Source organism: Leisingera coralii (genome assembly GCF_049056525.1).
GTDB lineage: Bacteria > Pseudomonadota > Alphaproteobacteria > Rhodobacterales > Rhodobacteraceae > Leisingera > Leisingera coralii.
Window position 1 is genome coordinate 56,780 of record NZ_JBHUPT010000034.1, and the last position, 19,300, is coordinate 76,079.

The following is a 19,300-nucleotide window of genomic DNA, read 5'->3' on the forward strand; positions in this document are numbered from 1 at the left end:
GGGATCAGTAGCCGCGCCAGATCCAGCCGCCGCCGTAGATGCGGGAGCCTTCGTTGGCGTAGAACACGCAGGCCTGGCCGGGGGAGACGCCCTCTTCCGGGGTCAGCAGCTCCACTTCCGCGGTGGTGTCGCTGAGCGGCCGGATGATCGCCTCGCGCGGGGGGCGGGTGGAGCGGACCTTGACCTTCAGATGCCATTCGTCCCGGCTGGTGAAGGGCTCATCGCCCAGCCAGTTGATCTCGCGCACCGGGATGGTGCGGGTCGCCAGCAGCTCCTTGGGGCCGACAACCACCTGCTTCTTGTCCACGTCGAGCTTCACCACATAAAGCGGCTCGGACAGCCCGCCGATGCCAAGGCCGCGGCGCTGGCCGATGGTGTAGTGGATGACCCCCTCGTGGCTGCCCAGCACCCGGCCGTCGGCATGCACGATCTCACCCGGCTCCGCCGCGCCGGGACGCAGTTTCTCGATCACGCTGGCATAGTTGCCGTTGGGCACAAAGCAGATGTCCTGGCTGTCGGGCTTGTCCGCCACCGCCAGCCCGTACTGGGCCGCCATTTCGCGGGTGGCGTCCTTGGAGGGCAGATGGCCCAGCGGGAAGCGCAGGAAGTCCAGCTGCTCCGGCGTGGTCGAAAACAGGAAATAGCTCTGGTCGCGGTTGGCATCCTCGGCGGAGTGCAGCTCCGGCCCGTTCGGCCCCATCTTGCGCTGGATGTAGTGGCCGGTGGCCATGCAGTCGGCCTCCAGGTCCTTGGCGGTTTCCAGCAGGTCCTTGAACTTCACCCGCTCGTTGCAGCGGATGCAGGGCACCGGGGTTGCGCCCGCCAGATAGCTGTCGGCGAACTCGTCGATCACCGCATCCTTAAAAATGTTCTCATAATCCAGAACGTAATGCGGGAAGCCGCGCTCCTCTGCCACCCGGCGCGCGTCATGGATATCGATCCCCGCGCAGCAGGCGCCCTTCTTGGCCAGCGCCGCGCCATGATCATACAGCTGCAGCGTCACGCCGACCACGTCATAGCCCTGATCGGCCAAGTATGCTGCAACAACAGAGCTGTCGACGCCGCCGGACATGGCGACCACCACCCGGGTTTCCGAGGGCGGTTTGGCAAAGCCGAGCGAGTTCAAGGTGGTGTTGTGGTCCAGCGCCATGGGGCAGCTCCTGAAGGCAAGGGGGCAGGCGCCGCAGAATATAGGAAAATCCTAACGACTCTCAAGGGGTGTGGTTCACGCGCCGTTAAGCCTGATCGGAAATTCTTTTGGCGGACCCCAACGAGTAAGATCTTCAAAGGGAAGACGGATGTTTTTGAAGAAAGTCGACGGCCCGCGGGCAGTCACCCTGCCGGACGGAACCATCATGACCCGGGCGGATCTGCCGCCGGAAACCACCAAGCGCTGGGTGGCCTCGCGCAAGGCTGCGGTTGTGCGCGGCGTGCTGTACGGGCTGCTGCCGCAGACCGAGGCGATGCGCCGCTACGGCCTCAGCGAGGAGGAATTCCGCAGCTGGGTTGCCGCCGTGGCCGACCACGGAGAAGAGGCGCTGAAAACCACACGGCTGAAGAAATTCCGCAACCCGGACGCAAAATAACTTGGGCCGCCCTTGAGTTGCATTCGTAAATTAACCATCATGGTAACGGGGCATTAACTTTTTTCCACCAAGGTTAACAAGACCTGAGGGAAACAGTGTACAGGCGGAGAATAAAATATGCGCATTCTTTTGGTTGAGGATGACCCGACCACAGCGAAAAGCATCGAGCTGATGCTGACCCACGCCAACCTGAACGTCTATTCGACGGATCTGGGCGAGGAAGGGATCGATCTGGCCAAACTCTACGACTACGACCTGATCCTGCTGGATCTGGGGCTGCCGGATATGAACGGCCATGAGGTGCTGCGCCAGCTGCGCATGTCCCGCATCGAAACCCCCATTCTGATCCTGTCCGGTGCCGATGATACCGACAACAAAATCAAGGGGTTCGGCTTTGGTGCGGATGACTACCTGACCAAGCCTTTCCACCGCGAGGAGCTGGTGGCGCGGATCCATGCGATCATCCGCCGTTCCAAGGGCCATTCGCAGTCGATCATCAAGACCGGCAAGATCTCGGTCAACCTGGATGCCAAGACGGTTGAGGCCGACGGCAAGGCTGTGCATCTGACCGGCAAGGAATACCAGATGCTGGAACTGCTGAGCTTGCGCAAGGGCACCACCCTGACCAAGGAGATGTTCCTCAACCATCTTTATGGCGGTATGGATGAACCGGAACTGAAGATCATCGACGTTTTCATCTGCAAGTTGCGCAAGAAACTCAGCAATGCGACCGGCGGCGAAAACTATATCGAAACCGTCTGGGGCCGTGGCTATGTTCTGCGCGATCCGCAGGAGGACCATATGTCCGGCGGCCAGCGGATGGCGGTCGGCGCCTGAAAGAGTGAGGATCCAGGCGGTACGTAACATGTGCTGCCAGTTGTAAAGGCCTGCCGCTTGGCGGGTCTTTTTCATTTCTGCCGGCGGCGTGGTCTGCACGGACAGAGGCGCTGGACGCGGCGCGCGCGGCGTCCTATCACCAAGGGTGAGAACGAAGAGGGACCGCGCGTGGCAGAGAATTCGGAAAAAGACGTGGCCGGCCTGACGGCGCAAGACGCCCGGGCAGAGTTTCTGGCGCTGGAAGACAAGCTGCGGGCAGCGGATCTGGCCTATCACCAGGCCGATGCGCCGGAGATCAGCGACGCCGAATATGATTCGCTGAAACGGCGCTACCAGGCGCTGGCAGAGGCCTATCCTGAACTGGCAGAAGAAGCCTCCCAGTTGGGGGCGGTCGGCGCGCCGGCGGCGTCCGGATTTGGCAAGATCACCCACGCGGTGCGGATGCTGTCGCTGGGCAATGCTTTCGAGGATGAGGACGTCACCGATTTCGACCGCAGTATCCGTAAATACCTCGGCCTGGGCGGGGAGGCCGCGCTAGGCTATACGGCCGAACCCAAGATCGACGGGCTGTCGCTGTCGCTGCGCTATGAGCAGGGGAAACTGGTGCAGGCCGCCACCCGCGGCGATGGCAGTGTCGGGGAAAACGTGACCGCCAATGCGCTAACCATCAGCGATATACCGCAGCAGCTGGACGGCGCGCCGGAGGTGCTGGAGGTCCGTGGCGAAGTCTATATGAGCCACGCCGATTTCGAAGCATTGAACGCCCGCCATGCAGAGCGCGGCGGCAAGATCTTTGCCAACCCGCGCAATGCCGCCGCCGGATCGCTGCGGCAGCTGGACGCGGAAATCACCCGTGCCCGGCCTTTGCGGTTCTTCGCCTACAGCTGGGGCGAGCTGAGCGAACCTTTGGCGGAAACGCAGATGGAAGCAATCGCGCGGCTGCAGTCCCTTGGGTTTCAGACAAACCCGCTGACTCGTCTTTGCACCAGCGTTGCGGACATGATTAATCACTACCGCAGCATCGAGGAGCAGCGCGCGACGCTGGGCTATGACATCGACGGCGTGGTCTACAAGGTCAATGATCTGGCGCTGCAGGGGCGGCTGGGGTTCCGTTCCACAACGCCCCGCTGGGCTATTGCGCATAAATTCCCGGCCGAACTGGCCTGGACCCGGCTGGAGGCCATCGACATCCAGGTCGGACGCACCGGTGCGCTGAGCCCGGTGGCGCGGCTGACCCCGGTGACCGTCGGCGGGGTGGTGGTGTCCAATGCCACGCTGCACAACGAGGATTACATCCAGGGCCGCGACTCCAAGGGCGAGGAAATCCGCGGCGGCAAGGATATCCGCATCGGCGACTGGGTGCAGATCTACCGGGCTGGCGATGTGATTCCCAAGGTCGCCGATGTTGACCTGGCCAAACGGCCCGACGGCGCAGAGCCATACCAGTTCCCGCATACCTGCCCGGAATGCGGCAGCCCGGCGGAGCGGGAGGAGGGCGACGCCGTCCGCCGCTGCTCCGGCGGTCTGATCTGCCCGGCGCAGGCGGTGGAAAAGCTGAAGCATTTCGTCTCCCGCGCGGCTTTCGACATCGAGGGGCTGGGCGCCAAGCAGGTGGAGCAGTTCCATAGCGATGGCTGGATCAAGGAGCCCGCGGATATCTTTGATCTGCAAGAAAATTACGGCTCTGGCTTGCAGCAGCTGAAGAACCGCGAGGGCTGGGGGGAGAAATCCGCCGACAATCTCTTTGCCGCGATCGAGGAAAAGCGCACGATCCCGCTGGCCAAGCTGATCTTTGCCCTCGGCATCCGCCACGCGGGTGAGGTTGCCGGCCGCGACCTGGCGCTGCACTACCGGGACTGGCAGGTGATGGCGGATGCAATTGACGCGGCCCGTCCGGCCGCCTTGGCGCACCGGGCCGCGGATGAGGCCGAGGAGGCGGAGCGGCAGGCCGCCGCGGATGAGGGCCGCCGCGCCCGGATTTCGGAGACCCGGGCAGCCGCCGTCGCCGCCTGCTCGGTTCCGGCAGAGGCCGCGGCCGCCTGGGCGGACCTGACCGGCGTTGACGGGATCGGCGCGGTACTGGGCCTGTCCCTGTCCGATGCCTTTGCCAACCCGGAGGAGCGCGCGGCCATCGATCGGCTGGTGGCCAAGCTGACCGTCGTGCCGCCTGATGCGCCGGCCGCGGACAGCCCGGTGGCGGGCAAGACCGTCGTCTTCACCGGCACGCTGGAGAAGATGACCCGGGCCGAGGCCAAGGCACGGGCAGAGGCACTGGGGGCCAAGGTCTCGGGCTCCGTTTCCAGGAAGACCGACATTCTGGTGGCCGGTCCCGGGGCAGGGTCCAAGGCCAAGAAAGCGGCGGAGCTGGGCATTCAGACGCTGGACGAAGACGGCTGGCTGGAGCTGATCGCAGGGGCATGAGCGGGCGTCCGGAGATCCTGTTTCGGCTGTTTGCCGGCGCCGAGACCCTGCAGGGTATCGGCCCGAAAACCGCGCAGAGCCTTCTGCAGATCGATATAGAAACGCCGCGGGACCTGTTGTTTTCGCTGCCTTATTCAGTGGTGGATAGGCGGCGCCGGGGCACAATCCGCGGGTTGGAGTTGCCGGCAACGGTGACGGTTGAGGTGACCGTCGGCCGGCACCGGCCCGCGCGCAACAAGGGCGGCGCCTACCGCATCCACGTGGAGGACGCAGAGACAGAGTTTCAGCTGGTCTTTTTCCACGGCCGCAGCCGCTATCTGGAGGCGCAGCTGCCGGAGGGGTCCCGCCGGGTGGTCTCGGGCAAGCTGGAGCTTTTTGACGGGCTGGCGCAGATGGTGCACCCGGACCACATGCTGCCGTTGGAAGAGGCGCATGAGATCCCGGAGTATGAGCCGGTCTACAGCCTGACCCACGGGGTTTCACAGAAAACCATGTACAAGGCAGCGCAAAGCGCGCTGTCGCGGATGCCTGAGCTGGCGGAGTGGATCGATCCGGCGCAGATGCTGAAGGAAAACTGGCCCGCCTGGCACGAGGCGCTGCAGTCCGCCCATGCGCCGCAAGGCCCGGATGACCTGAGTCCGCTGTCTCCGGCGCGGGCGCGTCTGGCCTATGATGAGCTGTTCTCCCATCAGCTGACCCTGGCGCTGGCGCGGCAGACCGAACGCAAGGCCCGCGGGATCGAAAGCCATGCAACCGGACGCCTGCAGTCGCGCGTTCTGAAGGCGCTGCCTTACAAGCCCACCAACGCCCAGGCGCGGGCGATCGAGGAAATCTCTGCCGATATGGCCTCGGCCAAGCGCATGAACCGGCTGCTGCAAGGCGATGTGGGCGCCGGGAAAACCCTGGTTGCTTTCATGGCCTTGCTGGTCGCAGTTGAAGCGGGCGGGCAGGGGGTGATGATGGCCCCGACCGGGATTCTGGCGCAGCAGCACATGGAGGGGCTCGCGCCGCTCGCTGAAGATGCCGGGGTGGTGATCGAGATCCTGACAGGCCGCGACAAGGGGGCTGAGCGCAAGGCCAAGCTGGCGGCGCTCAAGCGCGGCGATATCCAGGTGCTGGTCGGCACCCACGCGGTGTTCCAGCAGGATGTGGAATTCCGCGACCTGCGCCTCGCGATTGTCGATGAACAGCACCGCTTCGGCGTGCGCCAGCGGATGGAGCTGGCAGAAAAGGGCAAGGGCGCCGATGTGCTGGTGATGACCGCAACGCCGATCCCGCGCTCGCTGGCGCTGGCGCAATACGGCGACATGGATGTCTCGGTGCTGGATGAGAAACCGCCGGGGCGCAAGCCGGTCAAGACCGCGGTCATCAGCACCGAACGGATGCAGGAGGTGGTCGACCACTTGCGCAAGGCGATCGGCGAGGGGCGGCAGTGCTACTGGGTCTGCCCGCTGGTCGATGAGTCGGAGCTGAGCGACCTGACCGCGGCGGAGGAGCGTTTCAAGCATCTGCGCGCGGTTTTGGGCGAGGGCACCGCCGGTCTGGTGCATGGCCAGATGCCGCCCGCCGAGAAGGATGCCGCGATGGCGGCGTTCCAGGAGGGCAAGACCAAGGTTCTGGTGGCCACCACGGTGATCGAGGTTGGGGTGAACGTGCCCAACGCCTCGATCATGGTGATCGAGCGGGCGGAGATCTTTGGCCTGGCGCAGCTGCACCAGCTGCGCGGCCGGGTGGGGCGCGGCAGCGCCGAGTCGACCTGCCTGCTGATGTATCAGCCGCCGCTGACCGAAGGCGGGCGCAAGCGGCTGGAGGTTTTGCGCGAGACCGAGGACGGCTTCCGGATCTCGGAAACCGACCTGCAGATGCGCGGCGCGGGCGACATGATCGGCACCGCGCAATCGGGCCTGCCGAAGTTCCGGATTGCCGACCTGGAGCGCCAGGCCGGGCTGATGGCGGTCGCGCAAAGCGATGCGCGGGCGCTGCTGGCAGCAGACCCCAAGCTGGAAAGCGCCCGCGGCAAGGCGGCGCGGGTGCTTTTGTGGCTGATGAAACAGGATCAGGCAATCCGTTTGATTACAGTGGGTTAGCCTGCGTTTCGGCGCGTGTTTCCCACTGATGTTCCACTCCGTTCGCAAATGTTCTCAAAAAGTTCTTTACAGCTGCGGCTGAAAATGAGAACAAAGGGGCAACAAATTTGCCAAAGAGCGAAAAGACAGACTGGAGGAGGCCCGAGCAATGTTTGCACAGATCAAGACCACGATTCAGAACGCCCATTCCACCCTGCTGCAGGACGCCATCGGCGCGGCCTCGCTGATGGTGATGCTGGTGGCCGCGCTGCATTTGCCGGGCCTGCTCTGACCCGCCGTCCGTTTTCCTGAATGCCTTTGCTGTGCCGGGCCGGCCCTTTCCTGTCCCGGACTGCTCAAGGGATCAACCGCCTGTCCCGATCCCCGAATGGATTGCCTCAAGATCCAGCCTGGCCCGCCCGGGTCCCGCACAGCAGAGCATGACTGCCGCCGCCATCCTGCCCGGATGCGCGGCGGTTTTTTGTTGGACGGGCTGAGGCAGCAGCACATTCACCCTTGCAAAGCTGCAAGGGCGGGCGCGGGTTCTGCTGTTTATGGCAGTCAGTGACGCAGGGCGCCGGCGTCAGGCGCATTGCTCCTTGGCGGCGGTCTGCATGGCTTCCAGGGTGGCCTCCAGCGCCAGCATGATTGAGGCGTGGCGGTTCTTGAACTCGCGCGCGGGCTGCAGCACTTCCAGCCCGTCAAAAGGGGCCTCGGGCACCGGGCCGTCCTGGGTCAGCATGGCCTTCAATTGATCGCGCGCGGTCTCGACCTCTGCCAGCGTGCGGCCGATCACATTGGCGCCGACAACGGCTGCCGAGGCCTGTCCCAGCGCGCAAGCCTTTACGTCCTGGCCGAAATCCGTGATCCGCCCGTCCTCGACGCTGATATCGACGGTGACGGTGGAGCCGCACAGCGGGGAGCGTTTCTTGACGGTGGCGTCCGGTGCCTCCAGCCGTTCGAGATGCGGAATATCCGCGGCCAGCGCCAGAATGCGCGAAGAATACAGCTTGATCAGATCGGATTCGCCAGACATCGCTTTCCCGGGCTTTCCCTGCTTGGTGGTTCCCCATACATAGGGAGCCGAACAGCAGATGCAAAAGGTTTTTAGCCATGTCCTTTGATCCCGCCAGCCTGACTTACAATGACGCGGGCCTGATCCCCTGCATTGCGCAGGACGAGGCCTCGGGCGAGGTGCTGATGATGGCCTGGATGAATGCCGATGCCGTCGCCCGGACGCTTGAAACCCGCCGGGTCACCTACTGGTCGCGCTCGCGCCAGGCGTTCTGGATCAAGGGGGAGACCTCGGGCCACGTGCAGGAGCTGGTGGATCTGCGGGTCGATTGCGACCGCGACTGCCTGCTGGCGCTGGTGCGCCAGACCGGGGCGGCCTGCCACACCAACCGGCGGACCTGTTTCTATACCGCGCTGCGGGAGGGGGGCGAGGTCGAGCTGATGAAGCCGATGGAGTGAGCCGCGCCCGCGGGGACGGCCCTGCCGGGCCGTGCCTCCGGCGGGGATATTTTCAGCCAGAAGAAGCCGGCAGGCCCACCATGCCGCGGATGTCTTGCGGGGTGGCGCCCTCGGCGCGGTATTTGGCGATCGCGCGGGCGTCGTCGCGTTTGGCGAGCCGTTTGCCATGTTCGTCGCGGATCAGGCGGTGGTGGTGGTAGACAGGCGTCGGCAGGCCCAGAAGGCTTTGCAGCAGCACGTGGATCTGGGTGGCCTCGAACAGGTCGGCGCCGCGCACCGCATGGGTGATGCCCTGGTCCGCGTCATCCGCCACCACCGACAGGTGGTAGGAGCTGCCCATGCTGCGGCGCACCAGGATGATGTCGCCAACGCTTGAGATCAGCTGCTCAGGATCGAGCTGGCGGGTGCCGGCAAATTCCGGTCCGGTCTCGGTGAAGCTGCGCAGCCCAGCGGTTTGGACGGCCTTTTCCATGTTCAGCCGGACCACGTCACGGTCTGTGGCCTCACCGGGCGGGCGGCCGCGGCAGGTGCCGGGGTAGATGCGGCCGTCGGGGCCGAATTGCGGCACACCTTCCTGCGGCGCCCCGGCCGCGGCCTCGATATCAGCGCGGTTGCAGCCGCAAGGGTAGGTGAGCCCCATCGCGGTCAGCCGGTCCAGCGCGGCGCGGTAGCGGGGCAGCCGCTCTGACTGGCGCATCACCGGCTGCGGCCAGGAGAGGCCGAGCCAGTGCAGGTCGTCATAGATCTGCGCTTCCCATTCGGGCCGGGCGCGGGACTGGTCGATATCTTCGATGCGCAGCAGGAAGCGGCCGCCCTCGGCCATGGCCATATCATGCGCCAGCAGCGCGGAATAGGCGTGGCCCAAGTGCAGCGGTCCGGTTGGCGACGGTGCAAAACGTGTGGTGAATGTCACGCTTTCTCAATTACATAGACGGTGGACTTGAGGTTGATGCCGGGAAGGTGGTCCCCGTGTTCCCGGAATAGCAGCCGTGCCGCCGAACAGTCCAGCCATTCATTGAGCTTGCCGGTATAGGCGCGGTCCTCCAGCGCGTGGTCGTTGTAGGAGAAGGCAAACAGCCCGCCGCGGTCCAGCCCGCGCATGATCACGTCAAAGGTTTCCGGCGGTGCTGCGCCGGTGCCCAGAACGCCGCAGCCGGCGATAGCGCGATAGGTTCCCGGCTTGACCGGCGTCTTATCAGTGACATCCAGCTGGTTCAGCTGCCGGTAGGCGCCTTTGGCGCGGGCTTGGGCCAGCATTTCCGGCGAGGGCTCCAGACCGTCGACGACGTTATAGCCGGCTGCACGCAGCGCCAGGCCGCACAGGCCGGTGCCGCAGCCGAAGTCGAGGACCGGTGCGTCCGGTTCCGGCAGGTATTTCCACAGCGCCGCGGCGATGCGCCCCGGCGTTGCATAACCGTTTTCCGCAATTTCAGCGTCATACGAGGCGGCCCAGCGGTCATAGTGGTCACGGGTCGCGTCCTGGCTGGTAAGGCCATAGGATTTACCGAGGAATTTTTCACTCATGCAATAATCCTAGACCCGTGCTTTGTGCAGCGTCTAGGAAAAGTTTCCGAGCCACTCCTGCCAGACTGCCTTGGCGCGGTCGGTATAGGCCTTGTAGCGGTCCTTGCGGCCGCGGCGGCCGCCTTTGAGGCCGTCGACCGGGCGGAACAGGCCGAAGTTCACGTTCATCGGCTGGAAGGTCTTGGCCTCGGCGCCGCCGGTGATGTGGTGGATCAGCGCCCCCATGGCGCTGTCCTGCGGCACTTCGGGCAGCGCCTGGCCGAGGATCTCAGCCGCGGCCAGGCGGCCCGCCAGCAGGCCCATGGCGGCGCTTTCCACATAGCCCTCGACGCCGGTGATCTGGCCGGCAAAGCGGATGTTGGGCCTGGACTTCAGCCGCATCTGCGCATCCAGCAGGGTGGGCGAGTTGATGAAGGTATTGCGGTGGATGCCGCCAAGCCGGGCAAAGCTGGCGTTTTCCAGTCCCGGGATCATCTTGAACACTTCGGTCTGGGCGCCGTATTTCATCTTGGTCTGGAAACCGACGATGTTGAACAGTGTCCCCAGCGCGTTGTCGCGGCGCAGCTGCACCACGGCATGGGCTTTGACATCCGGCTGGTGCGGGTTGGTGAGGCCCACCGGCTTCATCGGCCCGTGGCGCAGGGTTTCACGGCCGCGTTCCGCCATCACCTCGATCGGCAGGCAGCCGTCGAAATATCCAGCGGTCTCGCCCTCGTGGAATTCGGTTTTGTCAGCTGACAACAATGCGTCGATGAAGGCCTCGTACTGGTCCCTCGTCATCGGGCAGTTGAGGTAGGCGGTGCGCTCTTCCTCGGTCTCGCCCTTGTCATAGCGCGATTGCATCCAGGCCTGGGACATGTCGATGCTCTCGGCATAGACAATCGGCGCGATGGCATCGAAGAAGGCCAGCGCCTCGGCGCCGGTCTCGGCCTGGATCGCCTTGCCCAGTTCCGGCGAGGTCAGCGGGCCGGTGGCAAAGATCCAATGGCCGTCCGCGGGCAGTTCGGTGATCTCCTCATAGGAGACCGACACATTCGGATGCGCCTTCAGCTTGGCGGTCACAGTTTCGGCAAAGGGGTCCCGGTCAACCGCCAGGGCGCCGCCGGCGGGCAGCCGGTGCTCATCCGCGGTGGTCATGATCAGCCCGTTTGCGGCGCGCATTTCCCAGTGCAGCAGGCCCACGGCGTTCTGCTCGTCATCATCCGAGCGGAAGGAGTTCGAACACACCATCTCGCCCAGGTTTCCGGTCTGGTGGGCAAAGGTTTCCACCTTGGGGCGCATTTCGTGGATTACCACCTGAACACCCATGTTTGCCGCCTGCCAGGCCGCTTCCGAGCCGGCCATGCCGCCGCCCACGATGTGCAATGTCTGTGCCGAATGATCTGTCATGCCCGCCACATAGGGCAGGGGACGGGCCTGTGCAACAGGCTTGGGCGCAGGTGGCTGCGGCAGAGCTGCCGCTAACTGCGCACATGCGCCGTCTGGGTGTCAGTTTGTCCGGGTGGCGGGGAAATTTGGGGCCGCCGCTGCGGGAATGATCGGCCGGTGAGAGAGAACCGGTTGGAGGGACCCTTCCGCAGCAGCAGCCCAAATTGTGCAGGCCAGTGACTGTGCGCCGGCCTTGCCCAATCTTTGCCATCTTTCCGCCCGAATTAAAAGGCAGTTGGCTGGCTTCTTAAGGAAACAATATGTTCCGATTGGTAAACAAAGCCTAAAGTTCTCCGAAAATTTTCAGATAAACTTACTCCTGCCAGTCGGGCGTGCGTTTTTCGATAAAGGCGGCCATGCCTTCGATGGTGTCGCGGTACATCAGGTTCTCGACGATCACCCCGCTGGTATAGGCATAGGCCTGGTCCAGCGGCATCTGCAGCTGCTCGTAAAACGCCTGCTTGCCGATCTTCACCGCCGCGCCCAGTTTCGAGGCGATGGTTTCCGCCAGCTTGGTGGTTTCCGCCTCCAGCGCCTCCAGCGGCACGGCGCGGTTGGCCAGCCCCAGCTCCACCGCGCGGGCCGCGTCGATGAAACCGCCTGTTGTCAGCAGCTCAAAAGCCTGCTTGCGCGGGATATTGCGCGACAGCGCCACCATCGGGGTGGAGCAGAAGAGGCCGATGTTCACCCCGTTGACGCCGAACCTGGTGCTCTCCGCCGCCACCGCCAGATCGCAGGACGCAACCAGCTGGCAGCCCGCCGCGGTGGCGATGCCATGGACCTGGGCGATAACCGGCTGGGGCAGGGATTGCAGCCCCGTCATCACGCTGGTGCAGCGGGCAAACAGATCTTGGAAATAGGCTTTGCCGCCGTCCTCAGACGCGCGGCCCGCGGTCATCTGCTTGATGTCATGGCCCGCGCAGAACCCTTTGCCGGTGCCGGACAGGATCACCACCTTGATGCTGCTGTCTTCGCGCAAGGCGTCGATCTGTTCCTGCAGTGCCGCCAGCATCTCGTCCGACAGCGCGTTCAGCTTTTCCGGCGTGTTCATCGTCAGCCGGGCGATAGCCCCCGTGTCGCAACGTTCCAGAATTGCCATCTTGCTCTCCTCCCAAGGGTTGCGGCAACTCTAGTCAGCGCGAAGGGAAAGGAAAAGCATGGCACTGGCATTTGATGTCGCAGGTCTGACGGACTACCTGCACGAGATCTTTCCGCAGGTGAAGGACGACTTTGCCATTGATGCGATGGATGAGCATGGCCTGCGGATGCGCCTGCTGACCGCGGAGCGGCACCTGCGGCCGGGCGGCACCGTGTCGGGCCCGTCGATGTTTGCGCTGGCCGACTGCGCGATCTATGCGCTGATCCTGTCGCGGCTGGGGCGCGAGGCGCTGGCGGTGACCACCAATTGCTCGCTGGATTTCATGCGCAAACCGGTCGCGGGCGCGGATGTGATCGCCGACGCGCGGCTCTTGAAGCTGGGCCGGGTTCTGGCGGTGGCCGATGTGCTGATGTACTCGGAAGGCCAGGATGAGCCGGTCGCCCGCGCCTCGATGACCTATTCGATCCCGCCCAAGCGTTAGAGCGCGGTCGCGAGCGGCTGGCCGACCTTGACCAGCGTTTCCCGGCCCTTGGCGCTGTTGGCCACCAGATCATCCGCAAACCGGATCCTGCCGGGCTCGAACACAACGACCACGGTGGAGCCGCCGAACTTGAAATAGCCCTTCTCGTCCATCTTCTGCACCGTGCCTTCGGTGCGGGTGTTGACGATGGAGCCGACGCCAAAGGCCCCCACCTCGACAAAGCAATAGGTGCCCAGGGTTTCGGTCTCGATCAGCGTCCAGGTCCGCTTGTTCTCGCCGAACACATCCGGCCCCGCCCCCAGCGCAATCGGGTTCACCGAATGCAGCGCGCCGGGAATGTCCCGGGCGCCGGTGATCCGGCCGCCGGCGGGGAAGTGATAGCGGTGGTAGTCCGCCGGGCACAGCCGCACGATGGCCAGCGCGCCGCCGGTGAAACGCTCGGCAATGCCCGGCAGCATCGTGCGGACCGACATCGGGTAGCCTTTTACCGGGACAAAGACATCCTCCGCCAGTTCCGGGAACACCAGCACCCTGCCGTCGGCGGGAGAGACGATGTCCTTCGGATCATCGCTGAAGGGCCGGGCTTCGGGTTTCAGGTGGCGCACGAAGAAGTCGTTGAAACAGCCGTAGCTTTCGGCAGGCGCGGTGGCCTCATCCATGTCGATCGAAAGCTCGTCGATCACTGCGCGGATCTTGCCCCGGGAAAACCGCGAGTCGAACCAGGCGCCCATCAGGCGGCTGATCAGGGAGGAGTGGAACAGCAGCTTCTCGATGGGCCGCGCGCTGGCGTTCTGATAGGCCCAGCGGATCCATTTCTCGCCCAGCACCGCTTCTTCAAAGGTCTCGCCGGTCTCGCGGTCAACAACAAGGATGGGGTTGCGCTGCATTTGGCCTGCCACGTCTGATTAAGGTCCCGCCGCGCCTAGCAAAGACCGGCAGCCAGGCCAAGGGGTATCGGCGCGCAACGTTAGGGCCGGGGCCGTCCAGCACGGAAGGCGGGCGCGGGGCGCTCGGGCAGGAGTGGTACTCAAGCCAAGAAAAAGGGGGCCGGAGCCCCCTCATGCCTCCCGCTTACGGGAACAGCTTCTTCACGTAGTTCGGCAAGGCGAATGCGGCCTTGTGAACCTCCGGATTGTAGTAGCCGGTGTCGATCCCGGCGGCGGCAAAGCGTGCCTCCAGATCGGCCAGGCTCACGTTGCGGGCCTTGTCCGAGTGGCTGCCCCAGCCAAAGGCCATCGGCCCGCCGGCATAGGTCGGCACGGTGGCCAGATAGCACGACGCATCGGCAAACAGCGCCTGGAACGCCCGCAGGGTGCCGGTCAGCTCATCGCCCTGCATGAACGGCACGCCGTTCTGGGTGACGATGATGCCGTCCTCGGTCAGCGAGCGCGCGGCGTGGCCGTAGAAAGTGTCGGTGAACAGCACTTCACCGGGGCCGATCGGGTCGGTCGAATCGACGATGATCACGTCGAACTTTTCGGTGTTCTCTTTCATGAACACCGCACCGTCGTTGATCACCAGGTTCAGGCGCGGATCGTCAAAGGCGCCCTGGCTCAGCATCGGCAGATACTCTTTCGAGAAATCCACCACGCCGCCGTCAATCTCCACCATGGTGACATGCTCGACCGATGTGTGGCGCAGTGCCTCGCGGGCCATGCCGCCGTCGCCGCCGCCGATGATCAGCACGCGCTTTGCATTGCCATGCGCCAGGATCGGCACATGGGTCAGCATCTCGTGGTAGATGAAGTTGTCGCCTTCGGTGGTCTGCACCACGTCATCCAGCGTCAGAATGCGGCCGAACTGGCCGTTCTGGAACACTTTCAGGCGCTGGTGCTCGGTGTTGCTGTCATAGAGCATCTCGTCCACGCGCAGACGCTGGGCGTAATGCGTGTGCAGACCCTCGGTGACCCACTCGTATTTGGCGGCATCGCTCATGCCGCCACCTCTTTGGCGATCAGCTCCTCCCCGCGCAGCAGTTCGCGCACTTCCACCATGTCGGTGGAGAAGGCCTCTTTCAGCACGCCGACGGCTTTCCACGGCTCTGCATCGCCGCACATGAAGACGTCAAAGGCGCCATAGCCGATTTCCGGCCAGGTGTGGACGGAGATGTGGCTTTCGGCCAGAACGGCCACGCCGGACACGCCCTGGGGCGAGAATTTGTGGGTGTGGATGTGCAGCAGGGTGGCGCCGCAGACCTCGACACATTTGCGGAAGGCGTTCTGGATGCGCTCTTCGCAGTCCAGGCCGGTGCCCTTCATCACTTCGATGATCAGATGGGTGCCGGCAAACACCTTGCCATCCTTGCGGATGAAATGGTCTTCGCGGTCCGAATCCACAATGGAGTCAATGTTCGCAGCAGTTACACCGCGGGCGGTATCTTCCTCATGGGCGCCTGTCTCCAGACCGATCCCCAGTTGGAAGAGGTTGGCGTCTTTCATGGCGCTCCCCTTCGTTCCAGTAGATGACAATCCAGACGGCCCTTAGCGCCCCCCCGGATAAGAGTCCGGGGTTGGGATCGGTGCCGAAAGTGAGGGGGCATGTAGGACCCATGAAAGATTCGTTCAACCTTTAATTTCCGCATGGCTGGTAACGCGTGGGCGGGCGGGTCCCGAACACGCGCCACGAGCGCAGAAAACCTGCGCGCAAAAAAAAAGGCCGGGGCGAACCCCGGCCGTCAGGTTGTTCTATTGCCCAGGGGATCATGGGCGCCAGAACGGAAGAGTGGCTTCATAATGGGCGTCGGCGCGGCTCAGCCCGATGTCTTTCAGCTGCGCGTCGCTCAGGTGTTTCAGCTGGCACCGGGTTCGGTGGCGCAGGCTCCACTTGGTCACCAGCACGGCAAAAAGGACGGCCCACTGCGCCAGCACCGGCAGGGCCGGGCGGCTGTTCAGAAAGGACATGTTCGATTGTGCCATTTGCGTGTGCTGTGCCATGGGAGGCTTCCTTCGTATTGTGTTGATACAATCCTGTTGATTTGTCGTAGTGTTCTGATACAAAGGGGTAGGCGTATTGTCCAAGGATGGATTGTAATGGGTACAATTTGGCCGCAGAGCCTGGGAGAGGCCAAAGGTCCGAAGTACAAGAAGGTGGCAGACACGATCCGGTCTGCCGTCGAAGCCGGCAGTTTGAAAATTGGTACAAAGCTGCCGCCGGTACGCGATCTCGCGTACCAGTTGAGCATTACCCCAGGCACCGTTGCCCGCGCCTACAGCATCCTGACAGATGAAGGAGTGCTGGAGGCCGAGGTCGGGCGCGGCACCTTTGTAGCCGAAAAGAAAACCCCGGTGCCGGATGACGTATGGTCGCGGCAGCTGCATTTGGCGGAAGCCCGCGATCCGGGCCATGTCAGCCTGTTCAGCCCGCGGATTGCCGACATGGGGCAGGTGGCCGCGGTGCGCGAGGCGCTGCACAAGGTGGCGGAGGGCGACGCGCGAAAATTCCTGAACTACCCGACCCGCGATGCCTATCTGCCGGTGCGCCAGGCGGCGGCCGCCTGGGTGGCACAGTCACCGGTCGGCACCGTCACCGAAAATGACATTGTACTGACACATGGCGGCCAGAACGGGCTGATGGTGGTGCTGCAGGCGATCCTGCAGGGGCCGCAGCCGGTGATCATGGTCGAGGATCTGACCTATGCCGGGTTCCGCCGCGCGGCGGAGCTTCTGCGGGCGCAGGTGGTCGAGGTGGCAATGGATGAACACGGCATCCGTCCGGATTCGATGGAGCTGGCCATCCGCAAGACGGGCGCCACGGTCCTGTGCACCAGCCCCGAGGTGCATAATCCCACCGGGCTTTACACACCCCTGGAGCGGCGCAAGGAAATCACACGGATTGCCCGCCGCCACGGGGTGCAGATCGTCGAGGACGACTGCTACCGCCTGGGCGAGTCGCGGGCGCCCAGCTACCGGGCGCTGGCGCCGGAACTGGCCTGGCATGTGTCCTCGATCTCCAAGATCCTGACGCCCGCGTTGCGCGTCGGCTTTGCGCTGGCGCCGGAGGGGCGGGCCGCGGACCTGCGGCGGGTGGCGGAATACGGCTATTTCGGGCTGGCGCAGCCGCTGGCCGATCTGGTCCGTATCCTGCTGACCGATCCAAGGCTGCCAGGGCTGGTGGAGAACGTGCGCGCCGAGATGGCCCGCTATGTGCGGGTGGCGGTCAACGCGCTTGGCGGCTTTGACCTCAACTGGAACCCGGATGTGCCGTTCCTGTGGCTGCGGCTGCCGTCGGGCTGGCGGGCGGCGGCCTTTACCCGCGCGGCGGAGGCCAACGGGGTGCAGATCCGCTCTGCCGATGAATTCGCCCTGCGCGACGGCCGCGCCCCGCACGCGGTGCGCATTGCCATCAATGCCCATGTGCCGCTGAAGCGCTTCGAGGAGGCGATGCTGCGCCTGCGTGCCCTGCTCGACAACCCGCCGGAGCAGATCAGCGTCTGAATTTGTGGGGTAAAATAATACCCATTTTGCAACATGTTGAAAAGAAACAATTTATTCTTGTTTACCCCTGTTGACGCGGCAGTCTGATCCCCGTAAACCCCGTCCATCGCATTCAGGCGGACCCGTCCCGGGATTCTGCCTTCACGACAAACAGGATTGACCTGCCATGAAAACCTTCTCTGCTACTCCGGCAGACATCGAGAAGAAGTGGATCCTGATCGACGCCGAGGGCGTTGTTCTGGGCCGTCTTGCCTCGATCGTTGCCATGCGCCTGCGTGGCAAGCACAAAGCCTCGTTCACTCCGCATATGGACATGGGCGACAACGTCATCATCATCAACGCCGACAAGGTGCAGATGACCGGCAAGAAGCGCGACGAGCACTTCTACTGGCACACCGGCCACCCGGGCGGCATCAAGTCGCGCACCAAACAGGAGATCCTGGAAGGTGCACACCCGGAGCGCGTCGTGTTCCAGGCCGTCAAGCGCATGCTGCCGGGCAACCGCCTGTCGCGCCAGCAGATGACCAACCTGCGTATCTATGCCGGTGCCGAGCACCCGCATGAAGCCCAGGCCCCCGAAGTTCTGGATGTCAAATCCATGAACAAGAAAAACACCCGGAGCTGATATCGATGGCTGATCAGATCAACACTCTCGAAGAGCTGGGCGCCGTTGCAGGCGTTGAGGCCGTTGCCGAAGAAACCATCGCGCGTGAGCCGGTTCGTGACGAACTGGGCCGCTCCTATGCCACCGGCAAGCGTAAAGACGCTGTTGCCCGCGTCTGGATCAAGCCGGGCTCCGGCAAGGTCGAGGTGAACGGCAAGGAAATGAACAAGTACTTCGCCCGTCCGGTGCTGCAGATGATCCTGCGCCAGCCGTTCCAGGTTGCCGGCGTTGAAGACCAGTTCGACGTCTACGCCACCGTCAAAGGCGGCGGCCTGTCCGGTCAGGCCGGTGCGGTCAAGCACGGCATCTCCAAAGCGCTGCAGCTGTACGATCCGTCGCTGCGCGGCGCGCTGAAAGCGGCCGGCTTCCTGACCCGCGACAGCCGCGTTGTGGAACGTAAGAAATACGGTAAGGCCAAAGCCCGCCGTTCGTTCCAGTTCTCGAAGCGTTAATTCGGAACACATCCAATTCGAAAGGGTCCGCCGCTGGCGGGCCCTTTTTTTTGCTGCTCCGCATTTGCCAAAATCTTTCAGGGTTCTTTTAGAAAGATTTCCTAATTTGTGTCCGGATTCGAGTGACCAGGAAACGAAGGCAGGACAGAAAATGGCATCACCGGAAAACTTCAAGACTGCCCCGATCGGCAATGGGCAGCTGGAAATCGGCCGCTTCACCCACGGCTATGAAGAACTGGATATCCATGGGCAGGACGGCGGCGCCAATGTGTCCATTGGCTCGTTCTGCTCGATCGCCAGGGGGGTGCGGATCATGCTGGATGCCTCGCCCATGCTGGACCGGACCACCGCCTTTCCCTTTGGCGAGGTTTTTACCGAACAACTCGGCGGCGCCGGGGTTCACGTGCCGCAGCATGGCGGCGGCGACGTTGTTATCGGCAATGACGTCTGGATCGGCGCCAACGCCACTTTGCTCGCCGGTGTGACCATCGGCAACGGCGCCGTCATCGGCCCGAATGCCACTGTTGCCTTCGATGTCGGCGCTTACGAGGTCTGGGCGGGCAACCCGGCGCAGCTGGTGCGCAAGCGGTTCGACGATGCGGTCTGCGAAAAGCTGCAGGAGCTGCGCTGGTGGGACCTGCCGCTGCCGCTGATCCAGGAAATGGCGCCGCTGCTGTCGGCCCAGCCAACGGTGGATCTGATCGAAGGGCTGCAGGGTATCGTCGCCGACCTGGTGACGTTCACGGACCAGACCGCGGACGAAAGCGCAGCCTGAGGCAGGGTGTTGCCCTTGGCAAACCGTCCTGATCTGCGGCCCGGAACCGGCCAGGTTCCAG

At 63.9% G+C, this 19,300-nt stretch carries 21 protein-coding genes; 11 read left to right on the top strand and 10 right to left on the bottom strand.

Going from position 1 to position 19,300, the window contains the following annotated elements; genetic code table 11:
- Positions 1-4 precede the first annotated feature (4 nt).
- Positions 5-1,150, bottom strand: coding sequence for a tRNA 2-thiouridine(34) synthase MnmA (gene mnmA, locus ACFMBG_RS12695; protein WP_421055068.1), 1,146 nt, complete (start codon positions 1,148-1,150; stop codon positions 5-7).
- A gap of 148 nt (positions 1,151-1,298) precedes the next feature.
- Between mnmA and sciP the strand changes: the two genes are divergently transcribed.
- The 5 genes from sciP (at position 1,299) to ACFMBG_RS12720 (ending at position 7,202) form a co-directional block, all read left to right on the top strand.
- On the top strand, positions 1,299-1,586 hold the full coding sequence (gene sciP / locus ACFMBG_RS12700; RefSeq protein WP_008557698.1) for a CtrA inhibitor SciP: 288 nt from the start codon (positions 1,299-1,301) through the stop codon (positions 1,584-1,586).
- Between the two features lie 117 nt (positions 1,587-1,703).
- On the top strand, positions 1,704-2,423 hold the full coding sequence (gene ctrA / locus ACFMBG_RS12705) for a response regulator transcription factor CtrA (RefSeq protein WP_008556381.1): 720 nt from the start codon (positions 1,704-1,706) through the stop codon (positions 2,421-2,423).
- 201 nt (positions 2,424-2,624) lie between these two features.
- On the top strand, positions 2,625-4,844 hold the full coding sequence (gene ligA / locus ACFMBG_RS12710; RefSeq protein ID WP_421055190.1) for an NAD-dependent DNA ligase LigA: 2,220 nt from the start codon (positions 2,625-2,627) through the stop codon (positions 4,842-4,844).
- The gene (gene recG / locus ACFMBG_RS12715) at positions 4,841-6,931 is read left to right on the top strand and encodes an ATP-dependent DNA helicase RecG (RefSeq protein WP_421055069.1); all 2,091 of its coding nucleotides are present in this window, start codon (positions 4,841-4,843) and stop codon (positions 6,929-6,931) included. The genes ligA and recG overlap by 4 nt, the downstream gene beginning before the upstream one ends.
- 148 nt (positions 6,932-7,079) lie before the next feature.
- Positions 7,080-7,202 carry a hypothetical protein gene (locus ACFMBG_RS12720; protein WP_421055070.1) on the top strand — a complete coding sequence of 41 codons (123 nt, stop codon included), beginning with the start codon at positions 7,080-7,082 and terminating at the stop codon, positions 7,200-7,202.
- A 291-nt stretch (positions 7,203-7,493) separates the two neighbouring features.
- On the opposite strand, the gene ACFMBG_RS12725 is transcribed toward ACFMBG_RS12720, so the two are convergent.
- Complete coding sequence (locus tag ACFMBG_RS12725) at positions 7,494-7,946, bottom strand: iron-sulfur cluster assembly scaffold protein (protein ID WP_421055071.1); 453 nt, start codon at positions 7,944-7,946, stop codon at positions 7,494-7,496.
- 77 nt (positions 7,947-8,023) lie between these two features.
- On the opposite strand from ACFMBG_RS12725, the gene hisI reads away from it, so the two are divergent.
- On the top strand, positions 8,024-8,383 hold the full coding sequence (gene hisI, locus ACFMBG_RS12730; protein WP_421055072.1) for a phosphoribosyl-AMP cyclohydrolase: 360 nt from the start codon (positions 8,024-8,026) through the stop codon (positions 8,381-8,383).
- Positions 8,384-8,435: 52 nt separating this feature from the next.
- On the opposite strand, the gene gluQRS is transcribed toward hisI, so the two are convergent.
- From gluQRS to ACFMBG_RS12750, 4 genes are all read right to left on the bottom strand, one after another.
- The gene (gluQRS, locus tag ACFMBG_RS12735; protein WP_421055073.1) at positions 8,436-9,296 is read right to left on the bottom strand and encodes a tRNA glutamyl-Q(34) synthetase GluQRS; all 861 of its coding nucleotides are present in this window, start codon (positions 9,294-9,296) and stop codon (positions 8,436-8,438) included.
- On the bottom strand, positions 9,293-9,907 hold the full coding sequence (locus ACFMBG_RS12740; protein WP_421055074.1) for a class I SAM-dependent DNA methyltransferase: 615 nt from the start codon (positions 9,905-9,907) through the stop codon (positions 9,293-9,295). The genes gluQRS and ACFMBG_RS12740 overlap by 4 nt, the downstream gene beginning before the upstream one ends.
- A gap of 33 nt (positions 9,908-9,940) precedes the next feature.
- A complete protein-coding gene (trmFO, locus tag ACFMBG_RS12745; RefSeq protein WP_421055075.1) occupies positions 9,941-11,296 on the bottom strand; it encodes a methylenetetrahydrofolate--tRNA-(uracil(54)-C(5))-methyltransferase (FADH(2)-oxidizing) TrmFO in 1,356 nt (451 codons plus the stop codon).
- A 352-nt stretch (positions 11,297-11,648) separates the two neighbouring features.
- On the bottom strand, positions 11,649-12,434 hold the full coding sequence (locus ACFMBG_RS12750; RefSeq protein WP_421055076.1) for an enoyl-CoA hydratase: 786 nt from the start codon (positions 12,432-12,434) through the stop codon (positions 11,649-11,651).
- Between the two features lie 58 nt (positions 12,435-12,492).
- On the opposite strand from ACFMBG_RS12750, the gene ACFMBG_RS12755 reads away from it, so the two are divergent.
- Positions 12,493-12,915 (top strand): PaaI family thioesterase, encoded by a 423-nt coding sequence (locus ACFMBG_RS12755; RefSeq protein WP_421055077.1) that lies wholly within the window; start codon positions 12,493-12,495, stop codon positions 12,913-12,915.
- Here the strand turns inward: ACFMBG_RS12755 and asd are convergent.
- The 4 genes from asd to ACFMBG_RS12775 all read right to left on the bottom strand — a co-directional run bounded on the left by asd (position 12,912) and on the right by ACFMBG_RS12775 (position 15,848).
- A complete protein-coding gene (gene asd, locus ACFMBG_RS12760; protein ID WP_421055191.1) occupies positions 12,912-13,802 on the bottom strand; it encodes an archaetidylserine decarboxylase in 891 nt (296 codons plus the stop codon). The two genes, ACFMBG_RS12755 and asd, sit on opposite strands and share 4 nt — an antisense overlap.
- 184 nt (positions 13,803-13,986) lie before the next feature.
- Positions 13,987-14,850 (bottom strand): polyamine aminopropyltransferase, encoded by an 864-nt coding sequence (speE, locus tag ACFMBG_RS12765; RefSeq protein ID WP_421055078.1) that lies wholly within the window; start codon positions 14,848-14,850, stop codon positions 13,987-13,989.
- A complete protein-coding gene (gene speD / locus ACFMBG_RS12770) occupies positions 14,847-15,353 on the bottom strand; it encodes an adenosylmethionine decarboxylase (RefSeq protein WP_421055079.1) in 507 nt (168 codons plus the stop codon). Before speD ends, speE begins: the two co-directional genes overlap by 4 nt.
- Positions 15,354-15,614: 261 nt before the next feature.
- On the bottom strand, positions 15,615-15,848 hold the full coding sequence (locus tag ACFMBG_RS12775) for a DUF1127 domain-containing protein (protein ID WP_259969605.1): 234 nt from the start codon (positions 15,846-15,848) through the stop codon (positions 15,615-15,617).
- Between the two features lie 96 nt (positions 15,849-15,944).
- Between ACFMBG_RS12775 and ACFMBG_RS12780 the strand changes: the two genes are divergently transcribed.
- From ACFMBG_RS12780 to ACFMBG_RS12795, 4 genes are all read left to right on the top strand, one after another.
- The gene (locus tag ACFMBG_RS12780; protein ID WP_421055080.1) at positions 15,945-17,348 is read left to right on the top strand and encodes an aminotransferase-like domain-containing protein; all 1,404 of its coding nucleotides are present in this window, start codon (positions 15,945-15,947) and stop codon (positions 17,346-17,348) included.
- A 166-nt stretch (positions 17,349-17,514) separates the two neighbouring features.
- On the top strand, positions 17,515-17,973 hold the full coding sequence (rplM, locus tag ACFMBG_RS12785) for a 50S ribosomal protein L13 (protein WP_174146423.1): 459 nt from the start codon (positions 17,515-17,517) through the stop codon (positions 17,971-17,973).
- Positions 17,974-17,978: 5 nt separating this feature from the next.
- Positions 17,979-18,464 (top strand): 30S ribosomal protein S9, encoded by a 486-nt coding sequence (gene rpsI, locus ACFMBG_RS12790; protein WP_421055081.1) that lies wholly within the window; start codon positions 17,979-17,981, stop codon positions 18,462-18,464.
- A 151-nt stretch (positions 18,465-18,615) separates the two neighbouring features.
- On the top strand, positions 18,616-19,239 hold the full coding sequence (locus ACFMBG_RS12795; protein WP_421055082.1) for a CatB-related O-acetyltransferase: 624 nt from the start codon (positions 18,616-18,618) through the stop codon (positions 19,237-19,239).
- Positions 19,240-19,300: the final 61 nt, after the last annotated feature.

Excerpts from the sequence above, each read along its gene's own strand:
- rplM (WP_174146423.1), top strand. The coding sequence starts at position 17,515 with ATGAAAACCTTCTCTGCTACTCCGGCAGACATCGAGAAGAAGTGGATC.
- ACFMBG_RS12750 (WP_421055076.1), bottom strand. The coding sequence starts at position 12,434 with ATGGCAATTCTGGAACGTTGCGACACGGGGGCTATCGCCCGGCTGACG.
- speE (WP_421055078.1), bottom strand. The coding sequence starts at position 14,850 with ATGAGCGATGCCGCCAAATACGAGTGGGTCACCGAGGGTCTGCACACG.
- mnmA (WP_421055068.1), bottom strand. The coding sequence starts at position 1,150 with ATGGCGCTGGACCACAACACCACCTTGAACTCGCTCGGCTTTGCCAAA.
- recG (WP_421055069.1), top strand. The coding sequence starts at position 4,841 with ATGAGCGGGCGTCCGGAGATCCTGTTTCGGCTGTTTGCCGGCGCCGAG.
- asd (WP_421055191.1), bottom strand. The coding sequence starts at position 13,802 with ATGCAGCGCAACCCCATCCTTGTTGTTGACCGCGAGACCGGCGAGACC.
- ACFMBG_RS12755 (WP_421055077.1), top strand. The coding sequence starts at position 12,493 with ATGGCACTGGCATTTGATGTCGCAGGTCTGACGGACTACCTGCACGAG.
- sciP (WP_008557698.1), top strand. The coding sequence starts at position 1,299 with ATGTTTTTGAAGAAAGTCGACGGCCCGCGGGCAGTCACCCTGCCGGAC.
- ACFMBG_RS12725 (WP_421055071.1), bottom strand. The coding sequence starts at position 7,946 with ATGTCTGGCGAATCCGATCTGATCAAGCTGTATTCTTCGCGCATTCTG.
- rpsI (WP_421055081.1), top strand. The coding sequence starts at position 17,979 with ATGGCTGATCAGATCAACACTCTCGAAGAGCTGGGCGCCGTTGCAGGC.
- hisI (WP_421055072.1), top strand. The coding sequence starts at position 8,024 with ATGTCCTTTGATCCCGCCAGCCTGACTTACAATGACGCGGGCCTGATC.
- ACFMBG_RS12775 (WP_259969605.1), bottom strand. The coding sequence starts at position 15,848 with ATGGCACAGCACACGCAAATGGCACAATCGAACATGTCCTTTCTGAAC.
- ACFMBG_RS12795 (WP_421055082.1), top strand. The coding sequence starts at position 18,616 with ATGGCATCACCGGAAAACTTCAAGACTGCCCCGATCGGCAATGGGCAG.
- ctrA (WP_008556381.1), top strand. The coding sequence starts at position 1,704 with ATGCGCATTCTTTTGGTTGAGGATGACCCGACCACAGCGAAAAGCATC.
- ACFMBG_RS12780 (WP_421055080.1), top strand. The coding sequence starts at position 15,945 with ATGGGTACAATTTGGCCGCAGAGCCTGGGAGAGGCCAAAGGTCCGAAG.
- trmFO (WP_421055075.1), bottom strand. The coding sequence starts at position 11,296 with ATGACAGATCATTCGGCACAGACATTGCACATCGTGGGCGGCGGCATG.
- ACFMBG_RS12720 (WP_421055070.1), top strand. The coding sequence starts at position 7,080 with ATGTTTGCACAGATCAAGACCACGATTCAGAACGCCCATTCCACCCTG.
- speD (WP_421055079.1), bottom strand. The coding sequence starts at position 15,353 with ATGAAAGACGCCAACCTCTTCCAACTGGGGATCGGTCTGGAGACAGGC.
- ACFMBG_RS12740 (WP_421055074.1), bottom strand. The coding sequence starts at position 9,907 with ATGAGTGAAAAATTCCTCGGTAAATCCTATGGCCTTACCAGCCAGGAC.